We start from the raw sequence: 17249 nt of genomic DNA, 5'->3' as shown, positions 1-17249 counted from the left end.
TCCTACGGATGGTTTGCCCTTCTCCTTCGCCTTATCTCCTACCAGCCGTTGGTACGGGGTAAAGTGAAACTTCTTTTGCGCTTTTTGCAAAAGATTAGCCCGAACCAATGAGATTCCTAGGACTCTTACTATTTTCACCAACAACTAGAAATTACTTATCATTATGTTTTACCGTTTAAGCGGAGCAATGCAATCATTACATAATTAGGGGGATTTCTATATGACATCAAGTTTGAAGATTCGAAATATCATTTTCATTTTAATTGGTTCCGCTATTTTTTCTTTCGGTATTGTGAATATCAATATTGAAAACCATCTTGCAGAGGGTGGATTTACCGGCATTACGCTATTATTATATTTTAAATTTTCACTTGATCCTTCCTATACAAACTTAATTTTAAACGTCCCTCTATTTTTCATTGGCTGGAAATTACTCGGCCGAACAACATTTTTATACACATTAATCGGTACATTTAGCGTCTCTTTATTCCTTTGGGTGTTTCAGCGCTACGAGATTCTCAACTTACATTTAAACTTGCAAAATGATATGACACTGGCTGCTTTATTCGCTGGGGCATTTATCGGTATTGGACTTGGAATTATATTCAAATACGGCGGGACTACTGGCGGTGTTGATATTATCGCAAGACTAGCTCACAAATATGTTGGCTGGAGTATGGGAAAAACGATGTTTATGTTTGATGCCGTCGTTATCATTATCTCTATTCTTACATATTTATCATATCGAGAAGGTATGTATACGTTAGTTGCTGTATTTATCGGTGCTAAGGTTATTGATTTTATGCAAGAAGGAGCTTATGCAGCAAAAGGAGCAACTATCATTTCTGATAAAAACGATGAAATTGCTTCAAAAATTTTATCAGAAATGGAGCGCGGAGCAACCTTTTTAAAAGCAGTTGGATCCTATACGAAAGTTGAACGAAATGTACTATATTGTGTTGTTGCAAAAAACGAAATCGTGAAATTAAAAAATATCATTATTTCAGTAGATCCTCACGCCTTTGTTGCTGTAAGTGATGTACATGATGTCGTCGGCGAAGGATTTACACTAGATGAAAATAAAAATCCGTTACATAATTAAATTCAACTAGAAAAGCTCTTTAGCTTTTCTAGTTTTTTATTACATATCTTTTAAGTTTCTCCAAATCCTCATAAATGAGCTCCAATAAACTCCGATTATAAAAAATTGAAGCTGGATGAAAAGTAGGAAATATATTATATTCTTTTTCAGTCCATATAAATTCTGTACCGCTACTATCTTTTAATTGCTGCACGGGTTGTTTTAACAATTCGCCATGAACATCCGTAATTTTATTATTTTTACCGACTAAACGCTGTAATGCAATATTACCAAGTGTCACAATAATAGGCGGCTGTATAAGTTCCAACTCATAATCTAACAAAGGTGCATGGGCAAGTATTTCTCCTTGATTTGGCGTTCTATTATACTTTTTCTGTATTATTTCGCCATTACGTTCTCTTTTCTCTCTCCACTTATAAGGTCTACTCCGAACCGCACTCGTAATATATACTTCTTCCCTTGTAACGTGAATACGTTCTAAAAACTCTATTAAATGCTTTCCCGCTCTTCCGCTAAAAGGAATATTATTATGAATTTCTGTTTCACCAGGCGCTTCTCCAACGAGCATAAATTTTGGATTTTCAGGACCTTGACCACTTAAAAAACCTTCTAATTGGTATGTAGCACTTCGCTCCCTCACTTGTTTAACTAAATGGTTTGGATATTCTATGTCTGTCACCTTCTTTCATCATTCCATACTTATCTTTATTTTAACTAGTTCTATACCCCATATTCTCTCTATTATTTCCATTTATAACATGTTATAAGATTCAATCCACAAAACAAAAAAAGACTATCATAATTGATAGTCTTTAATCGTCGCTGCGCTGCATACCAGTATAAATTAATACGAGACGTAATAATTCAAATACTGCTACAGCAGCTGCTGCTACATATGTTAATGCTGCTGCATTTAATACTTTACGAGCTTGACCGTACTCATCTGTCGATACGATACCAAGTGCTTCAATTTGTTGCATTGCACGTTTTGATGCATCAAACTCAACTGGTAATGTAACAAGTTGGAAAACCACACCTGCTGCCATTAAAATAATTCCTAGTAACAACAAACCAGACATTTGTGCAAATACACCAATTAGGACAAAAACCCATGACATGTTTGAACCAAAATTGGCAACTGGCACTAACGAATGGCGTACACGCATAAAGTTATAATCTTTCGCATCTTGAATTGCATGTCCTACTTCATGTGCTGCTACAGCTGTACCAGCAACTGAATGACCATAATAGTTATCTGTCGATAATCTAACCGTCTTTACACGAGGGTCATAATGATCTGACAAATGACCTGGCGTTTCTTCTACGGCTACATTGTACAATCCATTTTCATCTAAAATTTTTCGAGCCACTTCCGCTCCTGTCATACCTGATGTTGAATAAACTTGTGAATACTTGCTATAGGCACTACGTACTTTTGACTGTGCATACAACGGTATGATCAAAATGATCGCGAAGTAAATTAAATAAAACATCATAAACCTCCATTGAAGTTTTAATTATAGTACTTCTCATTCTATTTTTTTCTTCCACCGTTGTCAATAAATAAACCTTACAATCCGTATCTTTATTTATACGCATTATCTATCTTTAGAATGCAAGTTACTTCTCCGCTTCTCTCTCTCCCCTTTATACTTTCTCCAGCCAACATACGTTAAAGTGAACAAAATAAGTCCTCCAGTAATTGTCATAAACCAAATGAGAGAGGGAGCAATCTCATCTTTTTTTACGGTATGAAATATTTTTTGCAAATCACCTTTAATAATCCCTATTTGCATTTGTCCACCTTTCGTTTTTAACATAACGTTACGAAATTCATCCAAATAAGATAAATGTGCATTTACACGCTGCGCTTCGTTTTCTGGCAAGGCAATCATTAAACTAGGATAAATAATATTAAATTCATTTAAAAATGTATTTAGCGTCTGTTGGAACTGTCCATCATCGTCTTTTTCCATCGCCTTTTCTACTTGAGAAAAAGCATTCATTATCTTTCTTTCTCTTTCCATCCAAAGTGGCTGATATTTAGATACTTGTGCATCAACAGCAAGTTGTAATGCTAACATATTATCCACTTTAACTTGCCTATCTAAATCTTCCGCGAGAGATTGTTTCGCCTTATCGTATGCTAAAGAAACGACTCTAATTTGTCCCGGAGTTACTTTTGAATTTTTTTCATTCTCCTTTGATAGAAATTGCTCTGAGAAATGGTGCAGTACTTGTATTGCCTTTTCATCTTCTTTTTTCTTCACTAACTGCAAAGAGTCATCTAGCAATCCAGTTAGTTCACTCCACTCTTCAGCATATATACGTACTGGAAACATTATAATTAGAAATGCTATCAGTCCAATTAATGTTCTCTTCATCCCGGTCCCCCCTATAACTACTAGTACAAAATATGTGGAATTGGACAAGAATAGAACAGAACAAAACCAAAAAATATATTATCTCTATGAAAACAAAAAAATTCTCTTTAAACAGAGAATTTTTTCTTTGAAACCCTTTTCTTTTTCACTAAATATTTATACACACCGTAACAAAGTATGCTACCACCTAAAATCAATAACAAAATAACACATGCAGCATGCATAAAGAATTCTTCCGGTAACATTAAAATAACCGGATCTGTTTCAATATCAAACATCCAATAATCATTGCTAAATAAAAGCTTATGAAATAATACGAAACTCTTTTCAAAATTAATCGCAATTGGTAACGTAAGAGCTATTGGAAAAATAATTGTAAGAATCGCTCCGTGAAGTAAAAACTTTTCTTTTTTCTTTTTTAATAAATATGCTCCTCCTAATACAGCAATTACAATCGTTCCATACATTACATATTGAATCTTTACTAAAATATTTTTAACATCCACAAAATGAATTCGGCCATTTGTAGACATATCTAATGTCGGCAATTGTAATGCACCGTCATAAAACGGAGATAAATATGTAATAAGCGCATCATAGTTTCTCTTAATTTCATCTTTCGTCATATCCGCTAAATCTGGAATATTTAAAAAATCAATTTCAAAATAATACAGCCATTTTCCATATACAACTACCGTTGCCGCGAGAGCGAAAATAGAAAATGCTATGCTATATGAAACTACTAAAGTGATCAATCGATCCAATATGTTTATACCACTCTTATTCTTCTTCATTTTCTCCCCCTAAATGTTCTCACTATCATAAAGAAAACTGTTTTCGATGCTCACGTAAGCAATAATAATATGTAATGCATAGTACAGCAATACTTAACCAAAACGTAAAATAGCCTATCTCCTCGACAAACAAATGCATAATTCCATATCTCGGCATTTGCCAAAATAAATAATCAATTGCATCATTATGTAACGTCCATATCCCAGCTACAACGAAATGCCATTTTTTTATCCGATAAAACGGCGCATATAAGACTCCCTGTACAGCCATTGCAAAATGAGAAAGCATTAACATGTAGCCCATAATACCTATAGGACCTTTTACATAAATCATAATTCCATTTACAACAACAGCCCATATGCCATATTTTATTAAAGAAACAATCGCCAACGCCTCTATTAATCCCCAATTTTTCTTTTTCAAAAAGGCAATTAAAACAAATACAAAAAAGAGACTTGCCATCGGGCTATCTGGCACAAACGGCCAAAATATTAGGGACGTTTCTTTTAATTGATTTCCATACCATATAAACCCGTAAATTGTGCCTAATATGTTAACAATCAATAAAAATAATAATACTGAGCGCTGTCTTAACATTGCATACACGTAAACCAATCTGTATGTCCAACACCTTTCAAACAATGTAATTCTTTCATCGAACTCTACTCTATTATATAGCAAACTTTCCGTCATCAAAATAAAAAGCTGACTACAGATTTTGTAGTCAGCTTTTCTATTATTTTTTATTATACTTTGCAACGAATTCCGAAAGCTTTTTCAGCTCTTCATCCGTTCCTTTAAATACACCTTTAGGCATTGCACCTTTACCATCTTTCGCAATTTTAGCGATTTCTTCCGGTTTTAAAGTTAAGTTTTGTAGAGCTGGTGCTGCTGCACCACCTTGTAAGTTGTCACCATGACATGTTAAACAAGTATTCTTTTGCATTAACTTGTAGCCGTCATCATTTTTATCAACTGGTGCTGTTTTTACAATTGCTCCTTGTTTTTTTGCAGCTTCCCAGTCGTGGTGTGCTACAGATTCCCAAGTTAAGAAGATAATCGATGCAATTGCTAAAAGCATAAACCCCGTTGCTACAGGACGCTTCAATGGCGCTCTTTCTGGGCCTCTATCTAGAAACGGAGCTAATAGTAACGCTCCAAACGCAATACCCGGCATAATAAACGCACCAATTACAGTAAATGAGCCTGAAGCATACGAATACTTTAATAACTGATACAAGAATAAGAAATACCAATCTGGAAGTGGTATATACCCTGCATCTGTAGGATCCGCCATTCTCTCAAGCGGTGACGGATGCGCCACTGTTAAACATAAATAACCGATTAAAAAAACTGCACCAACCATCCATTCTTTTAACAAGAAATTCGGCCAAAACGCTTCTGTTTTCCCTGGATATTCAGAATAATCTTTTGGAATATTTGGTTTCCGAGCTACTGGTACCCGAGAATCTCCTACAAACTTCATCCCTTTGCCGCGATGCATAATCTCCCTCCTTTTGTTCTTTCCCCTTTAATTTAGCAATCTCTTATAGCGGACCGGAAATACCTTGTTTGCGAATCATGATGAAGTGGAAGGCCATTAAACCTAGAAGTGCTGCTGGTAAGAAGAAGACGTGAATAGCAAAGAAGCGAGTTAATGTTTGAGCGCCAACAATTTCGGAATGACCAGCGAGTAATGTTTTAATATAAGGACCAATAAGCGGCGTTTGCTCTGCAATTTGAATCCCTACTTTCGTAGCAAATAACGCTTTCATATCCCACGGTAATAAATATCCGGTAAAGCCAAGACCTAACATAACAAAGAAAATAAGAACACCAACAATCCAGTTTAACTCACGAGGCTTTTTATACGCACCTTGGAAGAAAACTCTGAGTGTATGTAGAAACATCATTACAATTACGAGACTAGCACCCCAGTGGTGCATACCACGAACAATTTGCCCGTAAGCAACTTCATTTTGTAAATAATAAACCGATTCCCAAGCGTTTTTAATATCAGGCACATAATACATCGTTAAAAACATTCCAGACAAAATTTGAATTACAGTAACGAAAAAGGTAAGTCCTCCAAAGCAATAGACGAATGCAGAAAAGTGATGTGCCGGGTTTACATGTTCAGGTACTTCATGATCAGCGATATCGCGCCATATTGGTGTAATATCTAATCGTTCATCTACCCAATCATAAATTTTATTTAGCATCTACTTTCCACCCCCTCTTGGCTTCGCTTTTCCTAAATACAACGTTCCATCTTTCACTTTAGACTCGTACACATCAAGCGGAGCAAGAGGCGGTGTGCCTTTAATGTTAACCCCATCTTTTGTATAACGGCCCCCGTGACACGGGCAAAAGAATTGATTCGGATGTGCTTTGTCCGAATTCCAGTTAACTGTACATCCTAAATGTTTACATACCGGAGAGAACGCAACAATGTCTCCGCTTTCATCTTTATGAACCCAAGCTGATTTTGGCTCTTCAGACTTGTACCAACCATCAACCTGCTTCACCTTAAAGTCAAAACGCTTCGGCTCTGTTGTAATATCTTTTACTTGTGCAACAGCAACCATGTCCGTTCCCGCTTCTTTTCTTAACACCGGATCAAGCGCAAACCGCGTCATCGGCATTAAAATACCCGCTGCCATAAAGCCTCCTACCCCTGTAAGTGTGTAATTTAAAAACTGTCTTCTTGACACACGATGTTCTTTCTCGCTCACGAAAATTTCCCCCCTCTATCAGAAATTGTCCCCTCGTGAAAAATAATATAAAAAATAAAAACTAGGACACTATCATGATATAATACCCTCATGCACAGGTCAATATCATACTACTCATAATAATAAGAACTTTCTGTTTATTATTACTTTCCCCATTTTTCTTCTAACATTACCATAATATTTTTTATATGAGCGTGAATGACTTCTCTCTTCGCTTGATCACTAAATTGCTCTAACGCCAATGAAGGAAACCAAAATAAATCCCCTTGTAACTCTTGCATATCTTCTTTCCATGAAAAATCACTTGTCACATAAGCAATATGCTTAAAACCTTGGCTTTGCAAATGATCTGTCCACTCTTGCAAACGAGCTTTTTCTTTCTTTTGACTTTCTACTAAATACGTAAATGCAGGTAGTAAAAGCACTCTTCCTTTATATTCTCTTTCCAACTCCATACTCAACAATTCTATAAATTCACCTTGTTCTACTACCATTTTCATTTCTTTTGCTGCTGAAATAGACAGAAGGGGTATAATCCCTGTATCTACATACTCCCTTGCTTGCTCAAACTGTTCCACATCTTTTACAATCCATTTCACCTTTTCTCCCCTCCTCCACTTTAAATGACAGAACTTTCACTTTATATATATTAAACCATACTAAAAGAGGTAAAAAAAGAAAAACTACCTATTATTAAGTAGTTTTTCTTAAAAAGTCTGAAATTCGTAAAGATTACATAATCAAAATGAATTCTATAAAATTTTCAACTCTGCTGTTAACCTATGAAATGCTTCCTTATCTTGCTTATCCAAAGCTTCATCAATTTGTTTCAAAAGACGCTCTCTTCTAAATGAGAATACACTTTCTTCTAAAAATCGTTCTGCAAGCAATCGATCTTTTTCATTCACTTCAATATACTTTGGCAAATATGGGTTTTCTTCTAATACAGCTACATAGTTTGCATTTTGGAACGATGATTTAAAATTAAGCTGAATATAAATATCCTCATCTCGATTCAAACGAATATCATGAAACGACTTTTCTGCATCTGTTGTCATTACATTTTGTTTAAAAAAGTGAAACGGTGTGTCTTTCACACAATTCGCTGACATTACTAAGCCACGCGGACAATATTTTGCATGTTCTACGAAGTGGACTTTATGCATTAATTGATCGTGACTCATTAAATAATTCAAAATCCATACACATTCACGCTGTTTCAGTTGGTAATTATTTAAAAACCATTTTACAAAATCCTTCTTCTCGTTTACAGAAACAGGGGTATTCATAGCGATTAAGTCCCTCCTCTGTCTTTCTCTTTTCTTTTTAGATTCAAGAAGCGGCATTCAGTTTCCTTCCAACTTACGAAAAATCCTCTAAATTATATAACAATTCTTCAATATGAATTTGTGTTGGGTCTAGTTGTATTAACTGCGTAAATACTTCTTTCGCCTCTTTTCGCATTCCTTCTTCTAATAAGAAATAACCGTACTCTTCCAAGAAATCTGGATGATTCTTAAAAGAAGTATATGCACTTTCATAGTGTTTTAATGCATCCGAATACATTTCTAATTGTTTTTTTGCAAACGCAAGATCCCAAAGTAATTGTGTATCTTGCTCTCCGCTATCAATAGCATGCTCTACAACTGTAATTAACTCTTCATACTTTTCTTGTCCTTTTAAGATATACGTATATTTTAATATTGCACCTAAATGTCCTGGATCTAACTCAAGCGCTTTTTGAAGTACTTCCTCTGCCTCTGCTACTTTTCCTAATTTAGCTGCAATGTTCGCTAATTCTACATAAAACGGAACAGCAAGCTCATCTACTTTAATTCCTTCATGAAGTGTTTCATAGCTTTCTTGAAGCATTCCTTCTTTTTCATAGCTTTTCGCTAAGTACATGTATAGTGATGCGTACTCAGGGTCTAATTCTTTTAGTTCTTGCCAAGCACCAATTGCTCTTTGATATTCTTCTCCTTGATATAATGTGAACGCATATCCAAATAAGGAGTGAATATCTTTTTGCTCCTCTAAGCCTGCTTCATAGTAAGAGATCGCCTCTTCCCAGTTTCCAATCGCACTTAACGTTTCTGCAAGGCGAAGTGCAATGACAACACCACCCATTACTTTATGCTCCGCTAATAGCGACTCGTAATAAGTGATTGCCTTTTGTTCTTCACCTTTACTACTATATAATTCTGCTAATCCAAACGTAATAACAGGCTCTTCAGGCATGATTTCTTTCGCCTTCAATAGTTTTTGCTCTGCTACATCATCAAAACCTTGCATTTGGAATAAATCCGCAACAAGTAATAACGATTGAACATATAAATCATCATTTTCTGGAATATCATGAAGTACTTCAATTGCTTCATCTTCTTTGTCTAAATCAATATATAATTCTGCTAAAAATACCGTAAATTCACTTTCTTCCGGATATAGTAAACGTAAGTCTTCAGTAATTGCTAACGCCTCATCCGTAAATCCAAGTGTATGATAGTAGCGAGCGATATCATACTTCTCTTCATCATTCGCAACTTGTAATTGTTCTTTTAATAATTGTAATCCTTTTTCTGCTTCACCGTTTTCAATATAAGAAACAGCTTGTTCAAAATTTTGCATAAACGTCTCCTTTAATTCAAAAAAATATTTCTCTTCTGTTCATTTATCATAAGCAACTAGGTGTAAGAACGCAACCTTTTGAGTGAACTGCCTCTTCCTATACTTTCTCTTATAGCGCAGCTAATTGTTCAAAAAAGTTCGGATACGATACAGCGACCGCATCACTATTCTCTATTTTCACTTCTCCATCTATAATACACGATGCGATTGCAAGCATCATCCCAATACGATGATCGCCGTGACTATTAACCGTATTTCCTTTTAAACTTTGTTTACCATATATAATCATACCATCTGGTGTAGCTTCAATCTTCGCACCTAATTTGCCTAATTCATCTACAACAGTATCGATACGATTTGTTTCTTTTACTTTTAATTCCTCAGCGTCTTTAATAACAGTAATTCCTTCTGCCTGCGTTGCCAATAAAGCAATTACAGGAATTTCATCAATTAATCTTGGAATAAGCGATCCACCAATTTCTATTCCTTTTAGTTTCGATGTTTCAATCGTAATATCCCCGCACGGTTCAAATTCTTCGTTTCTAATATTATCGATAGAAATAAGTGCACCCATCTTTGTTAATACATCTAAAATCCCTGTTCTCGTCGGATTTAAACCAACGTTTTCCAATACAAGCTTACTATTTTGGACAATTGCACCAGCTACTAAAAAAAATGCAGCCGAAGAAACATCTCCTGGAACTTCTATGTCTGCACCTTTAAGTTGTTGTCCGCCTTGTAATGAAACGGTCCGGCCATTAACATCTACGGTACAACCGAATGCACGTAACATTCTTTCCGTATGATCACGAGATTGCATAGGCTCTGTTACTGTAGTTACACCTTCCCCTTGCAAACCCGCAAGTAAAACTGCTGACTTCACTTGTGCACTTGCTACTGGTGAATGGTAATGCATACCTTTTACCTTACCACCACGAATAGATAAAGGTGTGTATTGTCCGTTTTCTCTACCATCAATTTGAGCATTCATCTTACTAAGCGGGTCTGTAACACGTTTCATAGGACGTTTTCCAATTGAAGCATCACCAATTATCGTACTATGGAACGGTGTATTTGCTAAAATCCCAAGCATAAGACGAATAGTCGTCCCTGAATTCCCCACATCTAATACTTCTTTCGGTTCTTGCAAATTTGCTAATCCTTTACCGTAAATCGTGACATCGTTACCACTCTGTTCAATCTGGACACCTAGTTTTTGAAAACATGCAATTGTACTTAAACAATCTTCTCCTAATAAAAAATTTGATACTTTCGTCGTCCCTTCCGCTATCGCTCCAAACATAACAGAGCGATGCGAAATAGATTTATCTCCTGGAACAACAATTTTCCCATTCAAACTATTTTTTCGTCCTACTAGTTTCAAACTGTATCCTCCTCACATTTTAAATAAGTTATATGTATAATAGTTCCTCTTATACGTCTACTTCTATTGTAACGTTTTCTTTCTTGAACGTGCAAACAACTCCCCTTATTGCAATTCAAATGAAAAAGGCTCCTGTAACAGGAGCCTTCACTATTTCTTAAGAATACGTTTCTTCTTTCTTCACTTGTTCTTTTACAAGTTCCGTAAGTAATTCAATAATCTCATCATTTTCTTCTTTTAATCCAACAGTAATACGAATACCATCATGCATACCAAATGCTGCACCAGAACGAACGATATATCCTTTTTGCATTAATCTTTCGAAAGCTTCATTACCAGGTATACCGAGTTTCAAGAAAATGAAATTCGTTTGAGATGGATAGTAGAATACGTTATATTCCTTACAAAATGCATAATATTGATTTAATCCTTCGGCATTTTTCTTCACACACTCTTGTAAAAACTGCTGATCCTCTATTGCCGCTAATGCTACCGCTTGGGCGATAGTTGATGTGTTAAATGGTAGTCTCGCCACTTCTAGCTGCCCAATAAGCTTTGCATCCCCAATCGCATATCCAATACGAAAAGCAGCTAATCCATATGCTTTTGAGAATGTGCGTAGCACCATAAGATTTTCGTACTTTTCAAGAAGAGGTAATGTTTGCGGATAGTCTTTTGCTTCCGCATATTCATAATATGCCTCGTCCATAATAACGAGCGCTGACTTTGGAACTGATTCTAAAAATGAAAGTAATTTTTGTTTCTCTACATATGTACCTGTCGGGTTATTCGGATTACAAATCCATACAATCTTCGTTTTCTCATCTACTTGCTTTAACATTGCATCTAAATTGTGAATACCATTTTCAAGTGGTACTTCCCTAACTTCCGCTCCTTCAATAACAGCATGGTGATAATATTGTGAGAACGTAGGATTCGCCATTACAACATTTGTTCCGTTATGTAGCAAGGCGCGGCTAATCATTTGAATGACTTCATCTAACCCACTACCAAATAAAAGTTGTTCCGCTTTTACACCTAAATGCTCTGCTACTTTCTCACGAAGCTCAAAAGCCGCCCCGTCCGGGTAGAGTGCATATTGATTGGCTAACGAAGTTAATGCTTCTGTCACACGGGCAGAGCAGCCAAACGGATTTTCATTCGATGCTAACTTCACAATTTTTGACAATCCATATTCTCTTTTTACTTCCTCAATATTTTTCCCAGGTACATATGCTCTCAAAGTTAACAATTGCTCTTTTACTCTCACTTTTCTTCCCCCAGTCATTGATATGATTTATAATTCCTTACTATCATCTTTAATCATAACCGTCACCATTACGAGAATACCTTTAAATATGCATTTCATACCTGTTCTACAACTTTTTTAGACCATATCCTTTTGAAATGCTTCTAACGCAATATGAACAGTCTCATCTGAAATAGATACGACATTCACTCCCCCATATTCCTGCATAAGCACCATATGAATTGTTCCGGCATTTGCTTTTTTATCTTGTTTCATCAACTGAACGAGACGTTCTACATTCAAGTCGCTTGGCATTTTTGGATAACCGTATTTCAAGAACCACTGCTTCATTTCTTGATAAGAAAGATCAATTTTGTACACTTGCTCACTTAAAAACATGGCAAATAGCATGCCAACCGCTACTCCATCACCGTGAGTAATATTTCCATATCCTAACTCTTTTTCAAGAGCATGTCCTAACGTATGCCCAAAATTCAAATGGGCACGTACACCTTTTTCTGTTTCGTCTTGCGACACGATGTTCGCTTTCACAGGAATCGCCTTCGTTAATATATGAATTAACTTTTCATCACGAAGATCCGTTAATGTTTGCACTTCTTCCTTTAACCAATGATATAGCTCTACATCACCAATAAGAGCATGCTTTATCACTTCTGCATAACCTGATCGCCACTCTTTTTCAGGAAGTGAATATAAAAATGGCGTATGATATACAACAGCTTCTGGCTGATGGAACGCCCCAATCATATTTTTTCCTAGTGGATGGTTAATTGCTACTTTTCCGCCTACTGCGCTATCGTGAGCTAACAAAGTTGTTGGAACTTGGACAAAGCGAATACCACGCATAAACGACGCGGCAACAAATCCAGCCAAATCTCCAATCATTCCGCCTCCAAGCGCGATGATTAAAGAATTTCTATCTAATTTATTTTCAAGAGCCGAAGTGTGAGCCTCATAGAAATTTTCAAAAGACTTCTCTTTTTCGCCACTCGGTACAACAAACGAAAATACTTTTTGCTCTACTTGCAATGCATCAACAACTGTCTGTAAATGCAGTGATGCAACAGCTTCATCAGAAATGATCATTATGTTAGATACTGCAGGATTCATTTTTTGAATAAGCGTTGTTAAATGTGACAACGCCTCCCTTCCAACATGTACATCATATTCTTTTGATTTCGTTTGAATATGTATGTTCTCCATTAAAATCCCCTCGCATATTCATTATGTTTCTTAATATTTTCACGTATAAGATCGATACGATCTAATCCAAATTGTTCAATTAAAGCTGTCGCGAGCTCCCAAGCCACAACAGCTTCAGCCACAACGCTAGCTGCTGGCACTGCACAACTATCTGAACGTTCAATACTCGCTGTAAAAGGTTCTTTCGTATCAATATCAACACTTTGAAGCGGTTTATATAATGTCGGTATCGGTTTCATAACACCGCGCACAACAACCGGCATACCAGTTGTCATGCCACCTTCTAATCCACCTGCATTGTTCGTTTTTCTTCTGTACCCTTGCACTTCATCCCAAAGGATTTCATCATGCACTTCACTGCCTGGTCTATGTGCTGCTTCAAAACCAATTCCAATTTCAACACCTTTAAAAGCGTTAATACTCATAATTGCCGCTGCTAATTTTGCATCTAATTTTCTATCATAATGTACATAGCTACCTACTCCAATTGGCATTCCTTCTACAACTACTTCAACAATACCGCCGATAGAATCACCATTTGCCTTCGCATCATCAATCGCTTGCATCATCTTTTTACCTGCCTCTTCATCTAAACAACGTACAGGAGATGCTTCTGTAGTACTTTGTAATTCCGCAATAGAGTTATATTTAATATTTTCTGCCTGTACACCACCGATCTCCACAACATGTCCCGCTACTTGTATACCTAATTCCGCTAATATTTTTTTTGCAACTGCACCAGCTGCAACACGAACTGTCGTTTCACGTGCTGAAGAACGCTCTAATACATTCCTCATATCTCTATGACCATATTTAATCGCACCATTTAAATCTGCGTGTCCAGGTCTAGGTTTCGTAACTTGCCTTTTCATTTCTTTCTCTTCCTGCTCAGTTAGCGGCTCTGCACCCATAACCTTTGTCCAATGTGTAAAATCACGATTTTCAACAACAAGTGCAATCGGGGACCCCATTGTCTTCCCATGCCTAACACCACTTACAATTTGCACTTGGTCTTTCTCAATTTGCATGCGTCTACCGCGTCCATATCCTTTTTGCCTTCTAGCTAATTCTTCATTTATATCATTCGCTACTAAAGATAATCCTGCCGGAACACCTTCTACAATTGTCGTAAGTTGTGGTCCGTGGGATTCACCAGCTGTAATATACCGCATATGTTATTCCTCTTTTCGTATATATGATTGTAATTCTTATTATTCTATAAAAAAGAAGTCATATAATAAATCATCTTTCTACTTTACCATATTTATCATTATTCTATCGTTTTCGTATTTCTAAATCATTTATATTAAATAAAATATATCATAACAGCTTTAGCTTCGTAACAAATCAAAATAAAAAAAGTGCAAGAAGAATACCCCTATTCTTCTTGCACTTTTTACTATTATCACAGTTATTAAAGCGTTTACAAATTATTTCAAAATAATTAGTAAATCCATTGATTCATTAATTTTGAGTAGTCTACTAATTCTTCTTCCTTAAAGAAAATAGCAATCTCGCGCTCTGCACTTTCTAAAGAATCCGAACCGTGGATTATGTTTTTCGCAACAGTTACACCGAAATCTCCGCGAATTGTTCCCATATCAGCTTCATGTGGTCGTGTTTTACCCATCATATTGCGTGCTGTATCTACTACATTTTCACCTTGCCATACCATTGCGAATACAGGGCCAGATGTAATAAAGTCTACTAATTCACCAAAGAAAGGTCTTTCTTTATGCTCACCGTAGTGTTGTTCAGCAATTTCCGGAGTAACTTGCATTAATTTTGCACCAACTAATTGAAAGCCCTTTTTCTCAAAACGAGCTACGATTTCCCCAATGAAGGCACGTTGTACACCGTCTGGTTTTACCATTAGAAATGTTTTTTCCATAAAAAATCTCTCCACTTCTGAATTATGTATGTAATTGTATATCCCCACACACATATTAACACCCTTATCACAATTGTGCAATAGTTTTGAAATAGAGAGATTATTTTATTTTTTAGAAAAATCACTAAAATTTTCGTTTTCCAATATACTTTGCAACATTTTGCAACGCGTACTTCGCCTGTCCACGAGGGAGTGGTTTTATTATGTCTAATGCTTTATGTAAATAACGTTCACTAAACGAAAATGCTTTATCAATAGCTTCGCTCGCTTTAATATCATCAATAATTTCTTTCATTTCACTTGCTGTTGTATTTTCATGCACAGATGTAATTTTCTGACGAAGAACTGGATCTTCCATGGCATACAAAACAGGTAATGTAATGTTACCTTGTAATAAATCACCACCAGCAGGCTTTCCAAGCTTCTCTTCTGTCGATACGAAATCTAAAATATCATCAATAATTTGATAAGACATACCCACAAAATATCCATACCAAAATAGACGATTTACAGTATCACGATTAGCACCAGCAGCAATCGCTCCCAACTGACAACTCGCGGCGATTAACAATGCTGTTTTTCGTTTTATCCTTCTTAAATACGTTCTTAAATTTTGATCATAGTTATACTTATCTTTAATTTGTTCGATTTCACCTTTACAAACTTCTAAAATTGTATGAGACAACGCTTGATGTGCATCTGGAATTTCTATATTTGTTATACATTCAAGAGACTTCGCAAACAAGTAGTCTCCTGTATACATTGCAATACGATCTCCCCATTTCGCATTCACTGTTGCGCTACCGCGTCGTAAAAACGCAGCATCAATGACATCATCGTGAACAAGCGAAGCCATATGAATAAGTTCTAATGCAACCGCAACATGCTTAATTGCATCTAACTTATAATCCCCAAATTTCCCTGCAAGCAAAACAAAAACAGGGCGAATCCGCTTCCCACCTGCTTCAATAAGCTGTAATGCCGCTTCTTCTACTAACGGCTGCTCAGAAGCAACTGTCTTCTTCAATTCTTTTTCTATAACATTAATATCCGATCGTAAAAAAGAGTACATAAGTTGTAACTTCATATTGTTCACCTTAACCTAAAACGTCTTTTTTCTTTTTTCTATTTTGATTCTGGTTTAATACCTAAATGCATAGCTGCTACACCAAAAGTAAATGGTTTCACTTGCACATTCTTAAGCCCAGCTTCTTCAAACATATTTGCTAACTCTTTCATCCCTGGGAATGTACTAGCAGATTCCTGAAGCCATGAATATTCTTTATAACTTTTCGCAAACATCTTTCCAAATAACGGCATGATATATTTAAAGTATAAGACATATCCTTGACGAAAACCTATCATCGTTGGTTGGGATGTTTCCAGGCAAATTACTTTTCCACCAGGCTTTACTACACGCGTCATTTCTTTTAATACTTGCATGTAATCCGGAACGTTACGTAACCCAAAACCAATCGTTACATAATCAAACGTATTATCTTCATAAGGAAGTTCCATTGCATTTCCATGCATAAGTTCTACTTGCTTTAATTCTAAAGCTTCTACCTTTTGTTTACCGACAGCTAGCATATTTTCACTAAAGTCTAAACCGTAAACCTTCCCATCTTCACCTACAGCTCCCGCTAGTGCAATTGTCCAATCTGCCGTCCCGCAGCATACATCAAGTGCCTTACTCCCAGGTTTCACATCCATAATTCGCATCGTTTCTTTGCGCCATGCCTTATGCCTTTGAAAACTAATTACAGAATTCATCACATCGTATTTATCAGAAATTTTCTCAAATACGTCATGTACTCTTTCTTCTTTTGATTGTTGCATGCTCGTACCTTCTTCCAATGT

Annotated in this window: 19 protein-coding genes; 1 reads left to right on the top strand and 18 read right to left on the bottom strand. The window is 36.2% G+C overall.

What is annotated here, in order from left to right:
* Positions 1-220: 220 nt before the first annotated feature.
* Positions 221-1102, top strand: coding sequence for a YitT family protein (locus BWGOE10_RS07540; protein WP_070141539.1), 882 nt, complete (start codon positions 221-223; stop codon positions 1100-1102).
* A 28-nt stretch (positions 1103-1130) separates the two neighbouring features.
* Here the strand turns inward: BWGOE10_RS07540 and BWGOE10_RS07535 are convergent, their stop codons facing one another.
* The 18 genes from BWGOE10_RS07535 to menG form a co-directional block, all read right to left on the bottom strand.
* Positions 1131-1781 (bottom strand): uracil-DNA glycosylase, encoded by a 651-nt coding sequence (locus BWGOE10_RS07535; protein ID WP_070141538.1) that lies wholly within the window; start codon positions 1779-1781, stop codon positions 1131-1133.
* Between the two features lie 133 nt (positions 1782-1914).
* A complete protein-coding gene (locus BWGOE10_RS07530) occupies positions 1915-2595 on the bottom strand; it encodes a zinc metallopeptidase (RefSeq protein WP_002149330.1) in 681 nt (226 codons plus the stop codon).
* A gap of 105 nt (positions 2596-2700) precedes the next feature.
* On the bottom strand, positions 2701-3486 hold the full coding sequence (gene ypjB / locus BWGOE10_RS07525; RefSeq protein WP_070141537.1) for a sporulation protein YpjB: 786 nt from the start codon (positions 3484-3486) through the stop codon (positions 2701-2703).
* 107 nt (positions 3487-3593) lie between these two features.
* Positions 3594-4280, bottom strand: a complete 687-nt coding sequence (locus BWGOE10_RS07520) for a TIGR01906 family membrane protein (RefSeq protein WP_070141536.1) — start codon at positions 4278-4280, stop codon at positions 3594-3596.
* Between the two features lie 25 nt (positions 4281-4305).
* On the bottom strand, positions 4306-4878 hold the full coding sequence (locus BWGOE10_RS07515; RefSeq protein ID WP_050447064.1) for a DUF1405 domain-containing protein: 573 nt from the start codon (positions 4876-4878) through the stop codon (positions 4306-4308).
* A 139-nt stretch (positions 4879-5017) separates the two neighbouring features.
* Complete coding sequence (gene qcrC / locus BWGOE10_RS07510; protein WP_070141535.1) at positions 5018-5785, bottom strand: menaquinol-cytochrome c reductase cytochrome b/c subunit; 768 nt, start codon at positions 5783-5785, stop codon at positions 5018-5020.
* Positions 5786-5828: 43 nt separating this feature from the next.
* Positions 5829-6503: a menaquinol-cytochrome c reductase cytochrome b subunit gene (gene qcrB, locus BWGOE10_RS07505; RefSeq protein WP_000932700.1), complete on the bottom strand. Its 675-nt coding sequence runs from the start codon at positions 6501-6503 to the stop codon at positions 5829-5831.
* Positions 6504-7016, bottom strand: a complete 513-nt coding sequence (gene qcrA, locus BWGOE10_RS07500) for a menaquinol-cytochrome c reductase iron-sulfur subunit (protein WP_070141534.1) — start codon at positions 7014-7016, stop codon at positions 6504-6506.
* 143 nt (positions 7017-7159) lie between these two features.
* Positions 7160-7615 carry a YpiF family protein gene (locus tag BWGOE10_RS07495; protein ID WP_070141533.1) on the bottom strand — a complete coding sequence of 152 codons (456 nt, stop codon included), beginning with the start codon at positions 7613-7615 and terminating at the stop codon, positions 7160-7162.
* 153 nt (positions 7616-7768) lie between these two features.
* Entirely contained in the window at positions 7769-8305 is a 537-nt protein-coding gene (locus tag BWGOE10_RS07490; protein WP_070141532.1) for a ReoY family proteolytic degradation factor, read from the bottom strand.
* 73 nt (positions 8306-8378) lie between these two features.
* Positions 8379-9641 (bottom strand): tetratricopeptide repeat protein, encoded by a 1263-nt coding sequence (locus BWGOE10_RS07485; RefSeq protein WP_070141531.1) that lies wholly within the window; start codon positions 9639-9641, stop codon positions 8379-8381.
* 109 nt (positions 9642-9750) lie between these two features.
* Entirely contained in the window at positions 9751-11025 is a 1275-nt protein-coding gene (gene aroA, locus BWGOE10_RS07480; protein WP_070141530.1) for a 3-phosphoshikimate 1-carboxyvinyltransferase, read from the bottom strand.
* A 157-nt stretch (positions 11026-11182) separates the two neighbouring features.
* Complete coding sequence (gene hisC / locus BWGOE10_RS07475; protein WP_070141529.1) at positions 11183-12295, bottom strand: histidinol-phosphate transaminase; 1113 nt, start codon at positions 12293-12295, stop codon at positions 11183-11185.
* Positions 12296-12412: 117 nt separating this feature from the next.
* Positions 12413-13498 carry a 3-dehydroquinate synthase gene (gene aroB, locus BWGOE10_RS07470; RefSeq protein WP_070141528.1) on the bottom strand — a complete coding sequence of 362 codons (1086 nt, stop codon included), beginning with the start codon at positions 13496-13498 and terminating at the stop codon, positions 12413-12415.
* A complete protein-coding gene (aroC, locus tag BWGOE10_RS07465; RefSeq protein WP_070141527.1) occupies positions 13498-14670 on the bottom strand; it encodes a chorismate synthase in 1173 nt (390 codons plus the stop codon). Before aroC ends, aroB begins: the two co-directional genes overlap by 1 nt.
* Positions 14671-14942: 272 nt before the next feature.
* Complete coding sequence (gene ndk / locus BWGOE10_RS07460) at positions 14943-15389, bottom strand: nucleoside-diphosphate kinase (RefSeq protein WP_002064527.1); 447 nt, start codon at positions 15387-15389, stop codon at positions 14943-14945.
* A 124-nt stretch (positions 15390-15513) separates the two neighbouring features.
* Positions 15514-16476, bottom strand: coding sequence for a heptaprenyl diphosphate synthase component II (gene hepT / locus BWGOE10_RS07455; RefSeq protein WP_070141526.1), 963 nt, complete (start codon positions 16474-16476; stop codon positions 15514-15516).
* Between the two features lie 38 nt (positions 16477-16514).
* Entirely contained in the window at positions 16515-17228 is a 714-nt protein-coding gene (gene menG, locus BWGOE10_RS07450; protein WP_002158591.1) for a 2-heptaprenyl-1,4-naphthoquinone methyltransferase, read from the bottom strand.
* Positions 17229-17249 lie beyond the last annotated feature (21 nt).

Source organism: Bacillus mycoides (assembly GCF_001757995.1).
Lineage (GTDB): Bacteria > Bacillota > Bacilli > Bacillales > Bacillaceae_G > Bacillus_A > Bacillus_A mycoides_B.
This window is presented reverse-complemented; position numbering and strand designations above follow the sequence as displayed.

Excerpts from the sequence above, each read along its gene's own strand:
- aroB (WP_070141528.1), bottom strand. The coding sequence starts at position 13,498 with ATGGAGAACATACATATTCAAACGAAATCAAAAGAATATGATGTACAT.
- BWGOE10_RS07530 (WP_002149330.1), bottom strand. The coding sequence starts at position 2,595 with ATGTTTTATTTAATTTACTTCGCGATCATTTTGATCATACCGTTGTAT.
- BWGOE10_RS07490 (WP_070141532.1), bottom strand. The coding sequence starts at position 8,305 with ATGAATACCCCTGTTTCTGTAAACGAGAAGAAGGATTTTGTAAAATGG.
- ypjB (WP_070141537.1), bottom strand. The coding sequence starts at position 3,486 with ATGAAGAGAACATTAATTGGACTGATAGCATTTCTAATTATAATGTTT.
- ndk (WP_002064527.1), bottom strand. The coding sequence starts at position 15,389 with ATGGAAAAAACATTTCTAATGGTAAAACCAGACGGTGTACAACGTGCC.
- BWGOE10_RS07515 (WP_050447064.1), bottom strand. The coding sequence starts at position 4,878 with ATGTTAAGACAGCGCTCAGTATTATTATTTTTATTGATTGTTAACATA.
- qcrC (WP_070141535.1), bottom strand. The coding sequence starts at position 5,785 with ATGCATCGCGGCAAAGGGATGAAGTTTGTAGGAGATTCTCGGGTACCA.
- BWGOE10_RS07485 (WP_070141531.1), bottom strand. The coding sequence starts at position 9,641 with ATGCAAAATTTTGAACAAGCTGTTTCTTATATTGAAAACGGTGAAGCA.
- menG (WP_002158591.1), bottom strand. The coding sequence starts at position 17,228 with ATGCAACAATCAAAAGAAGAAAGAGTACATGACGTATTTGAGAAAATT.
- aroC (WP_070141527.1), bottom strand. The coding sequence starts at position 14,670 with ATGCGGTATATTACAGCTGGTGAATCCCACGGACCACAACTTACGACA.
- qcrB (WP_000932700.1), bottom strand. The coding sequence starts at position 6,503 with ATGCTAAATAAAATTTATGATTGGGTAGATGAACGATTAGATATTACA.
- BWGOE10_RS07540 (WP_070141539.1), top strand. The coding sequence starts at position 221 with ATGACATCAAGTTTGAAGATTCGAAATATCATTTTCATTTTAATTGGT.
- BWGOE10_RS07520 (WP_070141536.1), bottom strand. The coding sequence starts at position 4,280 with ATGAAGAAGAATAAGAGTGGTATAAACATATTGGATCGATTGATCACT.
- hepT (WP_070141526.1), bottom strand. The coding sequence starts at position 16,476 with ATGAAGTTACAACTTATGTACTCTTTTTTACGATCGGATATTAATGTT.